15 protein-coding genes and 1 pseudogene are annotated in these 17,730 nt (G+C 62.0%); 11 read left to right on the top strand and 5 right to left on the bottom strand.

Annotated features, from left to right (window positions below):
• Positions 1-219 precede the first annotated feature (219 nt).
• On the bottom strand, positions 220-2,124 hold the full coding sequence (locus tag NKJ67_RS26235; RefSeq protein WP_352584002.1) for an ABC transporter ATP-binding protein/permease: 1,905 nt from the start codon (positions 2,122-2,124) through the stop codon (positions 220-222).
• 602 nt (positions 2,125-2,726) lie between these two features.
• Here NKJ67_RS26235 and NKJ67_RS26240 point away from each other — a divergent pair.
• The gene (locus NKJ67_RS26240; RefSeq protein WP_127272122.1) at positions 2,727-3,164 is read left to right on the top strand and encodes a hypothetical protein; all 438 of its coding nucleotides are present in this window, start codon (positions 2,727-2,729) and stop codon (positions 3,162-3,164) included.
• A 37-nt stretch (positions 3,165-3,201) separates the two neighbouring features.
• Here NKJ67_RS26240 and NKJ67_RS26245 read toward each other — a convergent pair whose 3' ends face one another.
• The gene (locus NKJ67_RS26245) at positions 3,202-3,882 is read right to left on the bottom strand and encodes a DsbA family oxidoreductase (RefSeq protein ID WP_352584004.1); all 681 of its coding nucleotides are present in this window, start codon (positions 3,880-3,882) and stop codon (positions 3,202-3,204) included.
• A 17-nt stretch (positions 3,883-3,899) separates the two neighbouring features.
• On the bottom strand, positions 3,900-5,720 hold the full coding sequence (locus tag NKJ67_RS26250) for an extracellular solute-binding protein (protein ID WP_352584006.1): 1,821 nt from the start codon (positions 5,718-5,720) through the stop codon (positions 3,900-3,902).
• Positions 5,721-5,952: 232 nt separating this feature from the next.
• On the opposite strand from NKJ67_RS26250, the gene NKJ67_RS26255 reads away from it, so the two are divergent.
• Positions 5,953-6,582: an invasion associated locus B family protein gene (locus NKJ67_RS26255; RefSeq protein WP_127270670.1), complete on the top strand. Its 630-nt coding sequence runs from the start codon at positions 5,953-5,955 to the stop codon at positions 6,580-6,582.
• A gap of 71 nt (positions 6,583-6,653) precedes the next feature.
• On the opposite strand, the gene hspQ is transcribed toward NKJ67_RS26255, so the two are convergent.
• Positions 6,654-6,977: a heat shock protein HspQ gene (hspQ, locus tag NKJ67_RS26260; protein WP_164749013.1), complete on the bottom strand. Its 324-nt coding sequence runs from the start codon at positions 6,975-6,977 to the stop codon at positions 6,654-6,656.
• Positions 6,978-7,102: 125 nt separating this feature from the next.
• Between hspQ and NKJ67_RS26265 the strand changes: the two are divergent.
• A pseudogene (locus tag NKJ67_RS26265) lies at positions 7,103-8,060 on the top strand (AEC family transporter).
• Here the strand turns inward: NKJ67_RS26265 and NKJ67_RS26270 are convergent.
• Positions 8,037-9,248, bottom strand: coding sequence for a UbiH/UbiF family hydroxylase (locus NKJ67_RS26270; RefSeq protein ID WP_256746341.1), 1,212 nt, complete (start codon positions 9,246-9,248; stop codon positions 8,037-8,039). The pseudogene NKJ67_RS26265 and the gene NKJ67_RS26270 overlap by 24 nt on opposite strands.
• A gap of 71 nt (positions 9,249-9,319) precedes the next feature.
• On the opposite strand from NKJ67_RS26270, the gene NKJ67_RS26275 reads away from it, so the two are divergent.
• The 8 genes from NKJ67_RS26275 (at position 9,320) to NKJ67_RS26310 (ending at position 17,599) form a co-directional block, all read left to right on the top strand.
• Entirely contained in the window at positions 9,320-10,258 is a 939-nt protein-coding gene (locus tag NKJ67_RS26275; protein WP_352584009.1) for a DUF2182 domain-containing protein, read from the top strand.
• Between the two features lie 14 nt (positions 10,259-10,272).
• Positions 10,273-10,887 (top strand): DUF1326 domain-containing protein, encoded by a 615-nt coding sequence (locus NKJ67_RS26280; RefSeq protein WP_127321883.1) that lies wholly within the window; start codon positions 10,273-10,275, stop codon positions 10,885-10,887.
• Positions 10,884-11,702 (top strand): phosphatidylcholine synthase, encoded by an 819-nt coding sequence (gene pcsA, locus NKJ67_RS26285; protein ID WP_023811884.1) that lies wholly within the window; start codon positions 10,884-10,886, stop codon positions 11,700-11,702. The genes NKJ67_RS26280 and pcsA overlap by 4 nt, the downstream gene beginning before the upstream one ends.
• Positions 11,703-11,745: 43 nt before the next feature.
• Positions 11,746-12,723 carry a quinone oxidoreductase family protein gene (locus NKJ67_RS26290; RefSeq protein WP_127259302.1) on the top strand — a complete coding sequence of 326 codons (978 nt, stop codon included), beginning with the start codon at positions 11,746-11,748 and terminating at the stop codon, positions 12,721-12,723.
• A gap of 133 nt (positions 12,724-12,856) precedes the next feature.
• The gene (locus tag NKJ67_RS26295; RefSeq protein WP_352584012.1) at positions 12,857-14,434 is read left to right on the top strand and encodes an ABC transporter ATP-binding protein; all 1,578 of its coding nucleotides are present in this window, start codon (positions 12,857-12,859) and stop codon (positions 14,432-14,434) included.
• On the top strand, positions 14,431-15,561 hold the full coding sequence (locus NKJ67_RS26300) for an ABC transporter permease (RefSeq protein WP_127269000.1): 1,131 nt from the start codon (positions 14,431-14,433) through the stop codon (positions 15,559-15,561). Before NKJ67_RS26295 ends, NKJ67_RS26300 begins: the two co-directional genes overlap by 4 nt.
• The gene (locus NKJ67_RS26305) at positions 15,561-16,481 is read left to right on the top strand and encodes an ABC transporter permease (protein WP_127380318.1); all 921 of its coding nucleotides are present in this window, start codon (positions 15,561-15,563) and stop codon (positions 16,479-16,481) included. Before NKJ67_RS26300 ends, NKJ67_RS26305 begins: the two co-directional genes overlap by 1 nt.
• A gap of 50 nt (positions 16,482-16,531) precedes the next feature.
• Positions 16,532-17,599: a BMP family ABC transporter substrate-binding protein gene (locus NKJ67_RS26310; protein WP_127323146.1), complete on the top strand. Its 1,068-nt coding sequence runs from the start codon at positions 16,532-16,534 to the stop codon at positions 17,597-17,599.
• Positions 17,600-17,730 lie beyond the last annotated feature (131 nt).

A 17,730-nucleotide genomic window follows, 5' to 3' on the forward strand; every position in this document is an offset into this window, starting at 1 on the left:
GGACGGCTGTTGCGTTCGACTGTGACTGTCGCCAGGCATGGCGCGGTGACCTTTCCGCTTGCGGGTTCGCGTTTTTACTATCTGCAAGCGGGCGCAACATAGGAGCGCGCCTTGCCGTGTCAATCGCGGTGAGGAGGGAAAATGCCGACGAGCGGCCAAGATCGCGAGACTGTGATCGCCGACCCCCGTTCGCCTCGGCAGACCGGGGTGGAATAACCGTTATTTCTGCTTCAGCCGGCGCGAGAAGCGCAGCCACTTGTCTTCGACCGGCCTTGGGACCGGCCTTGGCTGCACGAGAATGGTGGTGAGTTCGGCGGGCAGGGTCGGAACCAGCGGCTTCTTGGTGGCGACGCCGTCGGCGATCGCGACGATGCTGTGATAGAATTCGCTGCCGGTCATCGATCTCGGCGCAACCGCCTCGTGCATGACGCTGATCACGGTGACATCGGGGCAATTGTCCTTGATGGCCTGGTGGAAGGCGACCTTGCCATCGGGGTCGAGCGCGCCGGTCGCCTCGTCGAGGAACAGCAGCCCCGGCTGCTGCAGCACGATGCGAGCCACCACCAGCTTCTGCTTCTGGCCGCCCGACAGCACCTGGTCCCAGCTTTTGCCTTCGCGGCTTTCGTCGGCCATGTGCTCGATGAAGTCGCCAAGCCCGGCCTTGTGCAGCGCCGACGCCACCTGCGCGTCGCCATGGTCGTGCTCGGAGCCCGGCAGGCAGACCAGTTGCTTCAGCGACACAGGCTGCAGCTTGACCTCCTGGGCGGCATAGAAACTCTTCACGCCTTCGGGGAAGACGATGGTGCCGCGGCCATAGGGCCACAGGCCGTTGATCGCCTTGATCAGCGAGGTCTTGCCGCAGCCGGACTCGCCCTTCAGGAAAGTCCATTCGCCGCGCCGGAAGCGCAAATTGGCGGCGCTGAGGAAGGGCGTCGCATCCTCGCCTTGATGCGCCAGTTCGAGCTTCTGGATGGTCAGGCCGAAAACCGGGTTCTGGCTGGTGTAGTGGAAATCGGAGCGGCCGGTCTGGCTGTAGAATTCCTGCGGATGCTGGACATTCTCGATCGCGTTGGCCAACTCGGTGACACGCTGGCTGTTGGCGCGCAGCGTGGCGATGGCGGGCATGACGTGGATGAACCACGAACACTGGCCGATCAGAGAATTGACCAGCTCGGAGCCGGTTATATAGCCCTTCAGATCGAGGCGGTTGTGGATGAACGGCACGAGGCCCGGTCCATAGGCGACAATGCGCGCGCCGATGAAATTATAGATCAGCTCGAACGACATATAGACGGTGTTGACGATGTTCAGCCGCGTCCAGGTGCCGTCGATATCGACATAGAGCCGGCCATGCATGGTCCTTTGCACGCCTTCGCCCTGAGACGCCGCGACATGGAAGGAGCGGCGCAGGAACGTCGTCAGCTCGCCGCGATAGCTGCCTTCGGCCTTCTGCATCCTGACGTTGAGGCGCTCGAGCAGGCCGCCGAGCTTGACGGCGATCCATGTGTTCAGCGGCACATAGGTGGCGACGGCCAGGAAGGCCAGGATGGCGCTGCCATAGCTGCCGAGGAACTCCAGCCCCTTCACCTCGACGGAGTTTTCGAGCAGCTTCTGGCCGACGAAGAAGAGCGAGGTGGCGACGGCCAGTACGCCCATGGCGAGCCCGATGGCGCCCCCGGTCATGTCCTTGATGGATTCCTGGACACGCTGGTCGATGTTGTCGGGGGCCGGTGCGCCGCTGCCGGTCGATGCATGCTGGGCATGGAAATGCGTATGGTTGCCATCCAGCAGCGCTTCATTGAAGCGGCTGTCCAGCCAACCGCGCCATTTGCGGTGCAATGTCGCCGAGACAAGATTGCGGACGCCGGTGAAGCCAGCGTCCTTGAGTACCACCAGCAGCACCAGGACGCCGGCATTGATCAGCAGCGAGCGAAGCGGCGTGGTGTTGGCGGCGTCATGGAAGAAGGCGATCGAATTGACCAGTTCGCCGGAGGCTTCGGCGAACCAGACACCGGCCTTGCTGGACAGCGCCGTGAGCACCGCGATCACCAGCGTCAGCGTCCAGGCTTCCTTCCAGCGGTCGGAAACCCAGTAGGCCCGCATCAGGCCCCAGAAGCTGCGCATCGACGACACCGGCGTCAGAAGCGATCGCCCTGCGGCATCGCGAGGTGTTTTTTCCGGTACTGACTCTTGCGATGGTCTACCGACCCGAATCACGATCCCGCCCAAACCTTTTTTCTTTTGTTACGGATGGTAACACCAATTGATCATTTTCCATTAATTTAAAACCGGCCCGACCGGATTGCCCCGGCAGCCGTTGCCGTGAGGCAACAGATTACACGCTGAAATATAGCGACAACGGTCGGCAATAATCAAAATATCGATATTGATTTCAGATACTTGATCTTCAATAAAATGCCGTCGATGGAGCTTCCCCTGGGGAAGGCTTTCACACGGTTTCGTGAACTCGAAATCGTGTCGAGCGATCGGTTTTCTCACTGCGGACGGCCCAGAGAGCTCGAAAATTTGCGGTTCGTGACTCGCCAGGAATGCCGTGGTCGTTCTTGCCGGGGGCAGGAAGTGACGGGAGAATCGATCGAGCGGCGCGTTCCGTCTTGTCCGGTCAGCTGAGGGACTGCGTTTGACAATTCATCCGCTTGGGGTTGAACCTTGCCCGCCATCGTCGACACTCATGCATGTCCGGTTCTCCAACAAGGAAGCTCCCAATGCTTGCACGCGCGGCCGCAATCCTGTCCCTCTTCGCCTGGCTGCCCCTCGTACCTTTGGCGCATGCCGGCGCGCAGAGCATCCCGGCCAGCGCCGAAGGCCAGATCGAGTTCAACACGCCGTCCGGCAACATCGGCTGCATCTACACGGCCAAAGGCGGCACCGGCACCTATGAGCCAAAGGATGGCGGCCCGGAGCTGAGTTGCTCGCGCGTCGAGCCGAGCTACGTCACGATTATCCTGGGTCCGAAGGGGCCAGCCACGCTGATCAAGAACCCGGGCGAGCAGGGCTGCTGCAGCGATGTCGACAAGCTTGGCTACGGCAACAGCTGGAGCGCCGGGCCGTTCTCGTGCCAGTCGTCAACCAAGGGACTGACCTGCACCGCCACGAACGGCCATGGATTTTTCATCAGCAAGGCCAAAGCGACGGTGAAGTAACGTTTGCTGCTGTCGCGGAGAGGAGAGGGCGGTCGGCTCAGCCGGCCTTGTCCAGTTCGCCGCGCGCCTTGGCGGCGGCCACCTGGCGAATGGCATCGGCCAGCGTGTCGGCATCCTGTGCGCCCATGACCGCGTATTTGTCCTCGAGCAGGAAGCACGGCACGCCAGAAATGCCCATGCGCGACGCGGTGGCGATCTCGGTGCGCACCGCCTCGACATCGGCCTCGGTCGGCAAAAGCGTGGCGACCACGGACGCATCCATGCCGGCCTCGCGCGCCGCCTCGACCAGGACGGCATGGTCGCCGATGTCAGCGCCTTCCTCGAAATTCAGCTGGAACAGCCGGCGTACAAGCCTGTTCTGAATGGCCTCGCCGGCGGCACCTGCCCAACGGATCAGCCGATGCGCATCCAGCGTGTTCGGCGCCACCTTGATGGCGTCGAAGGCAAAGGAAATGTCTTCCGCTTCGCCCAGCGGCTCGATGCGGGCGTGAATCTCGCGGATGCGCTCATCACTGCCGAATTTTGCCAGCATGTATTCGCGGCGGTCCTTGCCTTCAGGCGGAATGGTCGGATCGAGCTGGAACGGCCGCCAGCGGACATGCACGTCGACATCGCTGACGGCGGCGATTGCCCTGTCGAGCCGCTTCTGGCCGATGAAGCACCAGGGGCAGACGACATCGGACACCACATCGACGGTGATGGCGTTCAATTCGCTCATCTCGATCTCCTGATCCCTCAGTTGGGTTTGCGCCACCATGTTGGCAGCTGATACCCGAATATGGGCGTCTTTTGCGGATGTTCCAGGTAGTTCCAGTAGGCAATCCATTGCTGCGTGTTGTGCTGCATCGGCACCATGTAGTTGCCGGAGATCAGCAGCCGGTCGAGAACGCGAACGGCGGCAACATAATCCTCCTTGGAGCGGGCGCGCAGCATCGCCTCGATCGCCGCGTCCACAGCCGGATCGGCGACGCCGGCGAGATTGAACGAGCCTTCCGCCCTGGCCGCGGCGGAACTCCAGCGCCCGCTCTGCTCGATGCCGGGCGACAACGAATTGTTGAAGCCGCTCGATCCGATCAGGACCTCGAAATCGAAGCGCTGCTTGCGCGACTGGATCTGGTCGCCGTCGAGGCTGCGAATGGTGAGATCGATACCGATCTTCTCCAGCGTGCGCTGGTAGATGCCGGCAAGGCGCTCCTCGTCCTGCGATGCGGTCAGGATTTCGAAGCTGAAGGGTTTGCCTTCGGGATCGAGCATCGTTCCATTCTGCACGTGGTAGCCGACACTTTTCAAAAGATCGAAGGCTGCCTTCAGCACGCGGCGGTCCTGGCCCGATCCGTCGGTCACCGGCGGCCGCCATGTACCGTCCATGACATCGGCCGGGACGCGGCCGGGGTAGGGCGCCAGAAGCGCTTTCTCCCTGTCGTCGGCCGGATGGCCGATCGCGGAAAGCTCGGAATTCTGCCAGTAACTCATCGTGCGCGTGTATTTGCCGCCGAACAGGTTCTTGTTGGCCCATTCAAAGTCGTAGAGCATGCCGAGCGCGCGCCGCACGACAGGGTTGGCGAATTTCGGCAACCGCGTGTTGAACAGGAAACCGGTCACCACGGGCGGAATGCCGGTGTCGAAGGTTTCGGCGACGACGTCGCCCTTGTGGAAGGCCGGAAAATCGAGATCGCGCTCGCGCTTCACCGGATCACTGTCGTCGTCGATGGCGCAAAGGCCTTTCTTGAACGCTTCGAGCTTGGCGTTGGCGTTGAGGAAATACTCGATGGTGATCTGGTCGTAATTGTCGAAACCGCGCTTGGCCGGGACGTCCTTGCCCCAGTAGTCCGGGTTGCGCTTGAACACGATGCGCTGGCCGGGCTGCACCTGCGCGATCCTATAAGGGCCGCTGCCGATCACCGGCTTGAGCGTCGTCCTGTCGAAAGTCTCCTTGTCGAAGGCGTGCTTCGGGATGATCGGGGTCAGCGCGATGATCAGCGGGAATTCGCGATCGGCCTTGTCGTTGAAGGTGAAGCGCACGCTGTGATCGCCGGTCTTTTCGAGCTTGGCGACCCTGGCCATGCGATCGCTGTAAGGCGGGCGGCCTTTCTCGGTGTAGACGTCATAGCTGAACAGCACGTCCTCCGGCGTCACCGGCTGACCGTCCGACCATTTGGCCTTCGGATTGAGATGGAATTCGATGCTCTTGCGCTCCGGGTCCATGTCGGCGCTGTCGGCCAACAAACCGTAGAGCGTGAAAGCCTCGTCGGCATTGCGCTGCATCAACGGCTCGAAGACCAGATTGCCGAAGATCGTATCCATCATGCCGCGCGCCGTCGTGCGCAGGCTCTTGAGGATGAAAGGGTTCAGATTGTCGAAGCTGCCGACGACGCAATAGGAAATCGAGCCACCCTTCGGCGCGTCGGGATTGACGTAGTCGAAATGCCTGTAGTCGGGCGGTAGCGCCGGCACGCCCTGCATGGCGATAGCGTGCTTCGGCTCCGATGCGGCCGGCTGATGCGAAAGGGCGAGAAACGATATCCCGGTGATCAGCCAAACAACAACGCGGCCCATGAACGTCTCCTTACTGGGTCGGCTTGATGATTCGGTGTGCACCCTAGCATGAGGCGGCTGCGCGCCGGCCAACCGCGCGTTCAACAATTGCTGACGCCGGGCTGGATTCGGCATCGCTTGCAGTGTAACACGCCCTCCGAAGTCATTCTGTTGCCTCATTTCGGCAACAGGTAGCTGGACCACACGGCACGAAGAAGCCGGTCCCGGGATCATTTGAGAGGAAGTGCACGACATGACGAGCCTGAACAGCAACGCGTACCGCCTGTCGGTCATGGCCGCTGGCGTGGTCGGCTTTCTCGGCGCAGGACTTCCCGCTGCTTCCGCACAGCAGCAACAGCAGATTCCGCAAGGCTGGTTCAAGGCCTGCACCAAGCAGGAAGACGTCGACATCTGCAATGTCCAGAACATCACCACCGCCGGCAACGGCCAGCTGGTCACTGGCGTCAGCCTGATCGAGCTGAAGGGCAAGGTGAACCGCAAGGTGTTCCAGGTGACGGTCCCGACCGGCCGTCTGGTGCCTCCCGGCATCGGCCTGCAGATCGACACCGGCAAGGCGCAGAAGCTCGACTATGTGATCTGCTTCCCGGATCGTTGCGTGGCGGAAGTGCCGCTGACCGATCAGCTCGTCGCCGCCTTCAAGAAGGGCCAGGCGATTACCCTGACCTCCGTCAATTTCCAGAACCAGCCCAATCCGATCAAGGTCGCCCTGCAGGGCTTCAGCGGCGCCTATGACGGACCGGCGCTGCAGCAGTCGGACATCGAGGACCGGCAAAAGAAGCTTCAGGACTTCGTCGCCAAGAACAACCAGGATTTCGCCAAGAAGCTCAAGGAAGAGCAGGACAAGGCGAAGACCGCCAACTGATCGGCCGATATCGCCGAGCCACAAAAAAGCGGGGTCATGCCCCGCTTTTTTTGCGCCCATCTCTCCGCGGGTCAGTGCCTTGACTGCCGTTTCGGCTGGTAGCCGCCGTCCGGCCTCTTGTCGAACATCTCCTTGATCTGCGGATGCCGGACCGGCTCACCCGACTGATCCTCGAGCAGATTCTGCTCGGAGACATAGGCGATGTACTCGGTCTCCGAATTTTCGGCGAGCAGATGATAGAAAGGCTGATCCTTGTGCGGCCGCACGTCGGCGGGGATGGCTTCGTACCATTCGTCGGTGTTGGCGAATTGCGGATCGACATCGAAAATAATGCCCCTGAATGGAAACAGCCGGTGGCGAACCACCTGTCCGATCGCGAATTTGGCTGTTTTCATCGTACTCACCACTGAATTCCTTGGGCTTATTTGGCGCAGACCGCGCATCAATTCAATCCCGAGGCGCTTGACGCCCTATTAAGCAACGGGCTAGCCCGGCGCCAGGGTTTCGGACCAGCATAAAAATGTCTGACGTCATCGGTCTTGTTCTTCCGTTCTTCGGCTTGATTTTTGTCGGGTTCCTGGTGGCGCGCATCACCAGGCAGCCGCTGGAGGCGCTCGGCTGGATGAACACGTTCATCGTCTATGTCGCGCTGCCGGCACTTTTCTTCCAACTGCTTGCCAAGACGCCGTTCGAAGACCTGACGGAATGGCGCTTCATCTTCGGTTCGGTCGTCTCGACCTTCATGATATTTGATGTTCATGGGGTCGGTCCTGACCTCGCGCGGCGAGATAGCGCAATCGACCATCAAGGCGCTCGCGGCCGCCTATGGCAATATCGGCTATATGGGACCGGGGCTGGCATTGCTGGCCTTCGGCGAGGAGGCGGCTGTGCCGGTCGCCTTGATCTTCTGTTTCGAGAACATCATGCATTTCGCCATCGCACCCATGATGATGGCGCTGTCGGGCGACGACAAGACCACGCCTCTCCGGCTTGCGCTCGGTGTCGTGCGCAAGAGCGTGCTGCACCCGTTCATCATCGCAACCGCCCTGGGCGTCGGCGCCGCCTATATCGGCTTTCGACCGCCCGTGCCGGTGGAGCGATTTCTGGAATATCTTTCCCGGGCGGCCGCACCTTGCGCGCTGTTTGCCATGGGCGTCACGCTGGCGCTCAGGCCGCTCAATCGCGTCCCGCACGAGATGGTTCCGATTGCGGCACTGAAACTGATCCTGCACCCTTTGCTCTGCTATGTCGTGTTGAGCTGGATCGGCAATTTCTCTGAGACATGGGTCTTCTCGGCGGTGCTTCTGGCGGCGTTGCCGACCGCCACCAACGTCTTCGTCATCGCCCAGCAGTATGGCGTCTGGGTACAGCGCGTGTCGGCCAGTGTGCTGATCACAACCTGCCTGTCGGTCGTGACTGTCACCGGGCTGCTCTACCTGATCCGGCACGATATCCTAGCGCCGGACCTGTTTCCCTAACCCGCCGGCAAGCGCGGCAAAACCGCTGCCTGGACGAAGCCCCTCGCGCATGAAAAAAGCCCGAAGCGGCGCGAAGCCACCGAGCACGCCGAGCCCGGCCACGCGGGCCATCTGGGCCGGCAGCATGTCGGAAAGCAGCGACATGTTGAGCAGGTTGACCGCACCGCTACGCGCCAGAATATCGGGGCGGCGCTTGAAATCGTAAGCCGCAAGCGCCTTGGCTGCACCCGGGTCCGCTCGATTTTCACAAGCGATTCCAACCAGATCGTCGACGTCCCTGATGCCGAGATTGAGGCCTTGCGCACCAATCGGCGGAAACACATGGGCGGCTTCGCCGACCAGCGCCACCCGATCTCGGGCGAAACGCAGTGGCGTCACCGCCGAAAGCGGATAGATCTGCCGGCCCGGCTCGACCGTCACCCGGCCCAGCATCGACTGCATCTGCTGTTCAACCCGCTGAGAAAGCGTCGTATCGTCCAGTGCGGCGAGGTCGGTCGCGGTCTCGGGCTTGACCACCCAGACCAGGCTGGAGCGATTGCCGGGCAATGGGACCTGCGTGAACGGACCGGTCTCGGTGTGGAATTCCGTCGAGGTGAAAGCGTGGTCGCCGCTATGGCCGAAATTGAGGACGAGAGCTGCCTGCGGGTAGGACCGGGCCGAGGTCGAGATGCCGGCCGCCTGGCGCGCCGGTGACAACCGCCCATCGGCGGCGACGGCAAGCGATGCGTCGACCGTGCTGCCGTCGGCCAGGACGGCACGGGCGTGCTCGGCATCGAGATGCCAGTTCGCCACTATCGACATCAGCCGGTCGATGCCGGCATGCGCGGCAACGGCGCTGGCGAGTGCCGGGTTGAGGACGCTGTTGGGAAGGTTCAGCCCGAATTGGTCCTCGTCGATTTCGCTGGCACGGAAGGTGACGACCGGGCTGCGGATCAGCCGGCTGGTGGCGTCGACGATGCGCATCACTTTCAGGGGCGCCGCCTTGGATTTGACGGCTTCGAGCACGCCAAGCCGGTCGAGCACTTTCAAGGCAGGGTTCATCAGGGCCGTCGTGCGGCCGTCGGGGGCAGTGGGCTCCGGCCCGACCAGCGTCACCGGGAAACCTTCGGCGGCAAAACCGAGCGCCGCGATCAGCCCTGCCGGCCCCGTGCCGGCAACCAGTATCCGCGCAGTTTGCTGATGCTCCAAGATCGGCTTCCGGCTTGCAATGCGAGGCGGGTCCACCCGACCTGCCGTTCGATGAGCATATAGGTCAGATCATGCCGCTTGATCAACGCGGCGATTCGGCCCATTCGGATGTCATGACCGGCCAGCAGGACGACTTCAGCCATCTCGACCGCGCCGGCCGCGCCATGGCCGGCATCGCGCGCAATCCTCGCGTCACGGTAAACGTCGTTGTCGGCGCTTGCATCCTGCTTGCCTGGCTGTCTCTTGCGGCGATGGCAATCCGCGGGGCTGAAACAGGGATTGCGGGCGTCGGCGCCCCTGGCGACACGATCCTGCGCAGCCTGCCGCAACTGCCGCTGCCCGATTTCCTGGAACGGTTCTTTGTGCTGTGCCTCTCACCGGTGCCCTTGGACGCAGATCTCGGCTTGCAGGCCGGCGCGCTCGTTTTCATGTGGCTCCTGATGGCGGTCGCGATGATGCTGCCTTCGGCGGCGCCGATGATCCGCACCTATTGCGAAATCACTGACACGGCTCGCATCAAGGGCGAACCGGTCGTTCACCCGCTGGTGCTGGTCGCCGGTTACCTAAGCGTCTGGCTCGCCGCTTCAATAATGTTCGCGGCGCTGACCTTGGCCGCCCATGCATTCGCCTTATCAGCCGGGATGCTCGATCCGGTCGCCGGCCTTGCCGGTGCGCTCGCTCTCGTGATTGCCGGCCTCTACCAGTTCAGCGGCCTCAAGGAAGCTTGCCTGAAGAAATGCAAGAACCCGTTCTCGGTCCTGTTTTCGAACTGGAGCGCAAGGCCCCTTAACATCTTTCGGCTCGGTGTCGCGCAAGGTCTGTGGTGTCTCGGCTGCTGCTGGGCCTTGATGCTGGTGATGTTCGCCGTTGGCGTCATGAACATTTTCTGGATGGCGTTGATCGGGCTGTTCACCCTGATCGAAAAACAAACAGCCAGCAGGGTTCCAACCCGGCTGGCCGGTGCGATACTGCTTGTCTGGGCAGCCGCGCTGCTAGTAGTCTCGCTATGAGTGGGGGAAAATCGATGGCAGACCAGAGCTGGGCGATGAAGGGAGAGCTCGTACTCTCCTGCAATTGCACGGTTTTTTGCCCCTGCGTGCTATCGCTTGGCAATCATCCGCCGACCGAAGGCTATTGCCAGACCTGGGCGGGGTTTCGTATCGATGCAGGCCATTTCGGTGAGGTCGATCTGTCCGGCCTCAATCTCGGGCTGATTATGGAAATCCCCGGCTATATGAGCCGCGGCAACTGGACCGCCGGCCTGTTCATCGACAGCCGAGCCTCGGTCTACGCGGTCAAGGCGCTGACCAAGATCTTCACGGGCAAGGCAGGCGGAACCACATCGCTGCTCTCCATCCTCGTCGGCAAATTCCTTGGCGTCGAGCAGGTGCCGATCACCTATGAGACGCGTGACAAGACGCGTATCTTCCAGATTCCGAAGATCATCGACGGGGCGGTGACACCCATCCCCGGCAAGGATCGCGACAAGGATACGGTGATCAGCAATTCGGAATACTGGATCGCGCCCGAGATTATCGTGGCAAGGTCTGACAAGAGCAAGATGCGGGCTTTCGGCCGCAACTGGAATTTCGCCGGCCGTTCGGCCGAAATCTGCAAGCTGGATTGGCGGGGCCCGTGAGCAAGAACACAACGGCCCGAAAAGCCGCCAAAAAGATCACGGACCGGATCCCCAGGCCGAAGAAGAAGGTCACCTGGCCACAGGCGAGGGCGTTCTCCGTCCACCTCTTGACCGCATCAGGCTCGTTCCTTGCCTTCCTCTCGCTTGTGGCGGCGAGCGAAGAGCGCTGGACGGCGATGTTCTGGTGGCTCGGGCTGGCATTGTTCGTCGACGGCATCGATGGACCGATCGCGCGCAAGCTCGAGGTCAAGGAGATCCTGCCGACATGGTCGGGCGAACTGCTCGACAACATCATCGACTACGTGACCTACGTGCTGATCCCGGCCTTCGCGCTCTATCAGCGCGGCTTCATGGGCGAGGGCCTGTCGTTCCTGTCGGCGGCGATCATCGTCGTGTCCAGCGCCATCTACTATGCCGACACCGGCATGAAGACGAAGGAGAATTTCTTCAAGGGATTCCCCGTGGTCTGGAACATGGTGGTGTTCACCCTGTTCGTCATCGAGCCTGGGCAATGGGTTTCGTTCGCGGTGGTGGTGGTGGCCGGCGTCCTGACTTTCGTGCCGATCAACTTCATCCACCCGGTGCGGGTGGTGCGGCTGCGGCGCATCAACCTCGGGATGACTCTCTTGTGGTGCGCTTTCGGCGCGCTTGCCCTGGCCCAGGCGGCACTGGCCGCCTTCTACGATCAGATCGGCGTACTGGGCGAGCAGGTCAGCACCTTCACCAAGATCGGCATTACCATCACCGGGCTTTACCTTGCCTGCATCGGTGGCATCATGCAGTTCTTTCCCAATCTCGGTGCGAAAAAGGCTTGATCAGCCACTCCCACAGGAAGCCTAGCCCACAGGAAGCCTAGCAATGTCGAAAGCGATCCGCATTCACGCCAATGGCGGCCCGGAAGTTCTGACCTATGAGGACGCTGACCCCGGCCAGCCGGGATCCGGGCAGATCCTGGTCCGGCACACCGCGATCGGCCTCAATTTCATCGATGTCTACCATCGCTCTGGCCTCTACCCGCCGCCTGGCGGCTTCCCGCTCGTGCCAGGCAGCGAAGCTGCCGGCGTGGTGCTGGAGGTCGGCCAGGGCGTCGACTGGCTGAATCCGGGCGATCGCATCGCCTATGCCGTGACGACGGGCGCTTACGCGCAACAGCGCGTCATCGATGCCAGCCGCGTCGTCAAGGTGCCGGATGGCATCAGCGACGAACAGGCCGCAGCGATGATGCTGAAGGGCATGACCGCGGAATATCTGCTGCGCCGGACGTTCAAGGTGAAGGCCGGCGACACGATCCTGTTCCATGCCGCGGCAGGCGGCGTCGGGCTGATCCTCGGCCAATGGGCAAAACATCTCGGCGCCACCGTCATCGGCACCGCCAGCTCGTCCGACAAGATCGAGCTCGCCAGGGCGCATGGTTTCGATCATGTCATCAACTACAAGGAACAGGATTTCGTCGCCGGCGTCGCCGCCATCACCGGCGGCAAAAAATGCGATGTCGTCTATGATTCGGTCGGCAACGACACATTTCCGGCTTCGCTCGACTGCCTGCGGCCGCTTGGCATGTTCGTCAGCTTTGGCCAGTCCTCGGGACCCATACCGCCATTCAGCATGTCATTGCTGGCCCAGAAGGGCTCGCTGTTCGCAACAAGGCCGACACTGTTCGTCTACAACGCAAAACGCGAGGACCTCGACGCTTCTGCCGCCGCCCTGTTCGAGGTCGTGCTCAGCGGCGCGGTCGAGATCAAGATCAACCAGCGCTACGCGCTCAAGGACGCCGGCAAGGCGCATTCCGACCTCGAGGGCCGCAGGACCACAGGGACGACCATTCTCATCCCTTAGTTCGTTCTGCCTTGCTATCCCTTGAATTTCCGCTGAAATTCTTGAAGCTCTTTCAAGACGTGTGCCGCTTTCCGATGAGAGCCGGCCGCGCCTACCATGCCTGCGGGAACACAGAACATGTCTGGCTAACCAGATGGGAGGCACTGTGAGTGCAAATCACGACGGCACGAACCTGCTTGAGGTTCGTGGCCTCACCAAGATATTCGGCACGCTGACGGCGTGCGATCATATCGATCTCGACATCGCCAGGGGTGAGATCCACGCCCTGCTTGGCGAAAACGGCGCCGGCAAGTCGACGCTGGTCAAGATGCTGTTCGGTTCGCTGGAGCCCAATGCCGGCGAGATCTTCTGGAACGGGCAGGCCGTCAGGATTTCCAGCCCCGGCGTCGCGAAAAAACTCGGCATCGGTATGGTATTCCAGCACTTCTCGCTGTTCGAGGCGCTGACCGCGGCCGAAAACATTGCCCTGTCGCTGGACGACGGCTCGCCGATCAACAGCATCGCTGCGAAGGCGAGGGCGCTTTCCTTCAGCTACGGCCTGCCGCTCGATCCTGAATCGCTGGTCGGCGACCTGTCGGTAGGCGAACGCCAACGCATCGAAATCATCCGTTGCCTGTTGCAAACGCCTCAGCTCATCATCCTGGACGAGCCGACCTCGGTGCTGACGCCGCAGGAAGCCGACAAGCTGTTCGAGACGCTGGAGCGCCTGCGCTCGGAAGGCAAATCCATCCTCTACATCTCGCACCGGCTCGAAGAGGTCAAACGCATTTGCGACCGCGCCACCGTGCTGCGTCACGGCAAGGTCGTCGGCCATTGCAACCCGCGCGAGGAAACCGCCTCTTCGCTGGCCCGCATGATGGTCGGCAACGAGGTGCAGGCGGTGGTGCGCGCGCCGGTCGAGGGGATCGACAAGGCGCAGCCGCTGCTCGAAATCCGTAATCTCAGCCGCAAACCGGCAACACCGTTCTCGATCCCGCTCAAGGGCATCAACCTGAACGTCCGGGCGGGTGAGGTGATCGGCATCGCTGGCGTCGCCGGCAACGGCCAGGGCGAGTTCTTCGAATCCGTCTCAGGCGAAGTGCCGCAGCAGGATGCATCCTCGGTGCGCATTCGCGGTAAGGACGCAGGCGGCCTCACCATCACCGGGCGCCGACTGCTGGGCGCTGCCTTCGTGCCGGAAGAGCGCCTCGGCCACGGTGCGGCACCGCGCATGAAGCTTTCCGAAAACCTGCTGCTGTCGCGCCATGCCACCGACGGCAAGGCGTTCGTCGGTTCCGGCGGGATGGTGAAGAGCGGTGCCATCCAAGCCGCGTCCCAACGCATCATCGAGGCGATGGATGTACGCAAGAGTGCGCCGGATCCGGAGGCCGCGGCCCTTTCGGGCGGCAATCTGCAGAAATTCATCGTCGGCCGTGAACTCGACCGCCGGCCAAGCGTCATGGTGGTGAACCAGCCGACCTGGGGCGTGGATGCGGGCGCTGCCGCTCATATCCGCCAGGCCTTGATCGAGTTGTCGCGCAGCGGATCGGCGGTGCTGGTGATCAGCCAGGATCTCGACGAGCTGTTCGAGATATCGGATGCGATCGCGGTCATGCACAATGGCGAGCTGTCGAAACCTATGCCGATCGCCGAGGCAACCTTCGAAAAGGTAGGTTTGCTGATGGGCGGCGCCGAACCAGGCCACGCCGAACACTCGCTGGAGACGGCATGATGCGCCTCGAACTCGTCAAACGCCCGCAGCGTTCCATGCTGTTTTCGGCCCTGTCGCCGTTCATCGCCTTCGCGCTGACCATCATTGCCGGCGCCGTCATGTTCGCGCTGCTCGGCGTCAATCCGCTGACCGCGTTCAATATCTATTTTATCGAGCCGATCAGCCAGGTCTGGCAGCTACATGAGCTGGCGATCAAGGCAGCGCCGCTCATCCTGATCGCCGTCGGCCTGTCGGTCTGCTACAAGGCCAACATCTGGAACATCGGCGCCGAAGGCCAGTTCATCCTCGGCGGCATTGCCGGTTCGATGATTCCCGTGCTGTTTCCGCAGTTCGAAGGTCCGCTGGTGCTGCCGCTGATGCTGTTGCTCGGCATGGTCGGCGGCGCGGCCTATGCCGCGATCCCGGCTCTGCTCAAGACACGCTTCGGCACCAACGAAATCCTGACCAGCCTGATGCTGGTCTATGTCGCGCAGCTTTTCCTTGACTGGCTGGTGCGCGGACCCTGGCGCGATCCGCAGGGCCATGGTTTCCCGCAGACCATCCAGTTCAACGATTCGGCCGTGTTGCCGGAGCTGATGCCGGATGCCGGGCGAGCAAACTGGGGTTTTGTCTTCGCATTGGTCGCCGCGGTGCTGGTCTGGATCCTGATGAGCCGCATGCTGAAAGGTTTTGAGGTGCGCGTGCTGGGCTCAAGCCCGCGGGCAGGGCGCTTCGCCGGCTTCGGCCTCAACCGCATGGTCTTTTTTGCTTTCCTGCTGTCAGGCGCTCTGGCGGGACTCGCCGGCATCTCCGAGGTCTCGGGCGCCATCGGGCAACTGCAGCCTGTCATTTCGCCCGGCTATGGCTTCACCGCCATCATCGTGGCTTTCCTTGGCCGCCTCAACCCGCTCGGCATAGTTGCCGCCGGTCTGGTGCTGGCGCTGACCTATCTCGGCGGCGAAGCGGTGCAGAGCGCGCTCGGCATCTCCGACAAGGTGGCGCGGGTGTTCCAGGGCATGCTGCTGTTCTTCGTGCTCGGCTGCGACACGCTCATCCACTACCGCATTCGCCTGGTCGGCCTGGCGCTGACCAAACCGGAAGGTGCCGCGAAACTCGAAGCCGCGCCGAAGCTGAAGGAAGCCCGTTGATGGACATCACCGTAAACATCCTTCTGACCATCGCCACGGCGGCAACGCCACTGCTGATCGCAGCAATCGGCGAATTGGTGGTCGAGCGCTCCGGCGTGCTCAATCTCGGCGTCGAGGGCATGATGATCATGGGCGCTGTCGGCGGATTCGGCGCGACCTATCTCACCGGCTCGCCCTGGATCGGCCTTTTGGCGGCAATCGCCATGGGCGCGGTGTTCTCGCTGCTGTTTGCCATCATGACGCTGTCGCTGGCCACCAACCAGGTGGCGACCGGCCTGTCACTGACGCTGCTCGGCCTTGGCCTGTCCGGCATGATGGGCACCAGCTTTGTCGGCCAACCCGGCGAAAGGCTGCCCAACCTCTACATTCCCGGTCTGACGGAAATGCCTGTCGTCGGCAGGCTGCTGTTCGGTCAGGACCCGATCTTCTACATTTCGATCGCGCTCACCGCGGCCGTCATGTGGTTCCTGTTCAAGACAAGGACCGGACTGACGCTGCGCTCGATCGGCGACAGCCACACCTCGGCCCATGCGCTTGGCATCCAGGTCATCCGCTATCGCTATCTCGCGGTGATCTTCGGCGGCGCCTGTGCCGGGCTTGCCGGCGGCCATCTGTCGCTGGTCTACACGCCGCAATGGGTCGAGAACATGAGCGCCGGCCGCGGCTGGATCGCGCTGGCGCTGGTGGTGTTCGCCTCCTGGCGGCCATGGCGGGTGCTGGCCGGCGCCTACATCTTCGGCGCGGTGTGGATCGGCCAGCTTCATGCACAGGCTTTTGGCATTCCAGTGCCTTCACAGTTCCTTTCTTCGCTGCCCTATCTGGCAACCATCGTGGTTCTCGTTCTAATCTCGCGCAACAAGCGTCTGACGATGATGAACACGCCGGCTTCCTTGGGGCAACCATTCGTTCCGGATCGTTGACAATAAAAACAAACGGGAAGCTCCAAGGCTTAACTCAGAGAGGTAACACAATGAAAAAACTGCTTATTGCCCTGATGACCACGACCGCCGCCATGTCGCTGGCAGTGACGGCGGAAGCTGCGGACAAACTGAAGGCATGCTGGGTCTACACCGGCCCGATCGGCGACTTCGGCTACTCCTACCAGCACGACCAGGGCCGTCTCGATGTGGAGAAGGCGCTCGGTGACAAGGTCGAAACAGCCTATCTCGAAAACGTCTCGGAAGGTCCCGACGCCGACCGCGCTTTCGAGCGCCTGGCGCGCGAAGGCTGCAAGCTCATCTTCGGCACCTCCTTCGGCTTCATGGACCCGGAAGTGAAGGTCGCCAAGAAATTCCCCAAGGTGATGTTCGAGCACGCCACCGGCTACAAGACCGCTGACAATCTCGGCATCTACAATGCGCGTTTCTACGAAGGCCGCTACGTGCTTGGCCAGATCGCCGCCAAGGAATCGAAGGCCGGCGTTGCCGGCTACATCGTTTCCTTCCCGATTCCCGAAGTGGTGATGGGCATCAACTCCTTCATGCTCGGCGCACAGTCGATCAACCCGAACTTCAAAGCCAAGATCGTCTGGGTGAATTCCTGGTTCGATCCGGGCAAGGAAGCCGACGCCGCCAAGGCGCTGTTCGACCAGGGTGCCGACATCATCGTCCAGCACACCGATTCGACCGCTGCCCTGCAAGTGGCCGAGGAGCGGGGCCTGAAGGGCTTTGGGCAGTCTTCGGACATGATCAAGTTCGCGCCCAAGGCGCAGCTGACTTCGCTCACCGATGATTGGGGTCCCTATTACATCAGCCGGGTCCAGGCAGCCCTCGACGGCACCTGGAAGCCGGGCAATGTCTGGCTCGGCATCAAGGACGGCGCCGTCAAGCTCGCTCCTTATACCAACATGCCCGACGACGTGAAGGCGATGGCCGAAGCCACCGAAAAGAAGATCGCCGACGGCTGGAACCCCTTCACCGGGCCGATCGCCAAGCAGGACGGCACGCCATGGCTGAAGGATGGCGAAGTCGCCGACGACGGCACGCTGCTCGGCATGAATTTTTATGTGAAAGGCGTCGACGACAAGCTGCCGAAATAGGCAGCGCGCGAGACATGAGACAGAAGGGCGCCGCGAGGCGCCCTTCCAGACTGCTGACAAACCCCGTCGATTTTCGGCGGGGTTTTTTGTTATGTGATTGAAGTGTCTTGGACTGTTTGTGTCAGGAGATT

This window comes from Mesorhizobium sp. M0088, assembly GCF_040322895.1.
GTDB lineage: Bacteria > Pseudomonadota > Alphaproteobacteria > Rhizobiales > Rhizobiaceae > Mesorhizobium.

Excerpts from the sequence above, each read along its gene's own strand:
- NKJ67_RS26300 (WP_127269000.1), top strand. The coding sequence starts at position 14,431 with ATGATGCGCCTCGAACTCGTCAAACGCCCGCAGCGTTCCATGCTGTTT.
- NKJ67_RS26275 (WP_352584009.1), top strand. The coding sequence starts at position 9,320 with ATGCCGCTTGATCAACGCGGCGATTCGGCCCATTCGGATGTCATGACC.
- NKJ67_RS26290 (WP_127259302.1), top strand. The coding sequence starts at position 11,746 with ATGTCGAAAGCGATCCGCATTCACGCCAATGGCGGCCCGGAAGTTCTG.
- NKJ67_RS26310 (WP_127323146.1), top strand. The coding sequence starts at position 16,532 with ATGAAAAAACTGCTTATTGCCCTGATGACCACGACCGCCGCCATGTCG.
- NKJ67_RS26255 (WP_127270670.1), top strand. The coding sequence starts at position 5,953 with ATGACGAGCCTGAACAGCAACGCGTACCGCCTGTCGGTCATGGCCGCT.
- NKJ67_RS26280 (WP_127321883.1), top strand. The coding sequence starts at position 10,273 with ATGGCAGACCAGAGCTGGGCGATGAAGGGAGAGCTCGTACTCTCCTGC.
- NKJ67_RS26245 (WP_352584004.1), bottom strand. The coding sequence starts at position 3,882 with ATGAGCGAATTGAACGCCATCACCGTCGATGTGGTGTCCGATGTCGTC.
- NKJ67_RS26235 (WP_352584002.1), bottom strand. The coding sequence starts at position 2,124 with ATGCGCAGCTTCTGGGGCCTGATGCGGGCCTACTGGGTTTCCGACCGC.
- hspQ (WP_164749013.1), bottom strand. The coding sequence starts at position 6,977 with ATGAAAACAGCCAAATTCGCGATCGGACAGGTGGTTCGCCACCGGCTG.
- NKJ67_RS26240 (WP_127272122.1), top strand. The coding sequence starts at position 2,727 with ATGCTTGCACGCGCGGCCGCAATCCTGTCCCTCTTCGCCTGGCTGCCC.
- NKJ67_RS26250 (WP_352584006.1), bottom strand. The coding sequence starts at position 5,720 with ATGGGCCGCGTTGTTGTTTGGCTGATCACCGGGATATCGTTTCTCGCC.
- NKJ67_RS26305 (WP_127380318.1), top strand. The coding sequence starts at position 15,561 with ATGGACATCACCGTAAACATCCTTCTGACCATCGCCACGGCGGCAACG.
- NKJ67_RS26295 (WP_352584012.1), top strand. The coding sequence starts at position 12,857 with ATGGGAGGCACTGTGAGTGCAAATCACGACGGCACGAACCTGCTTGAG.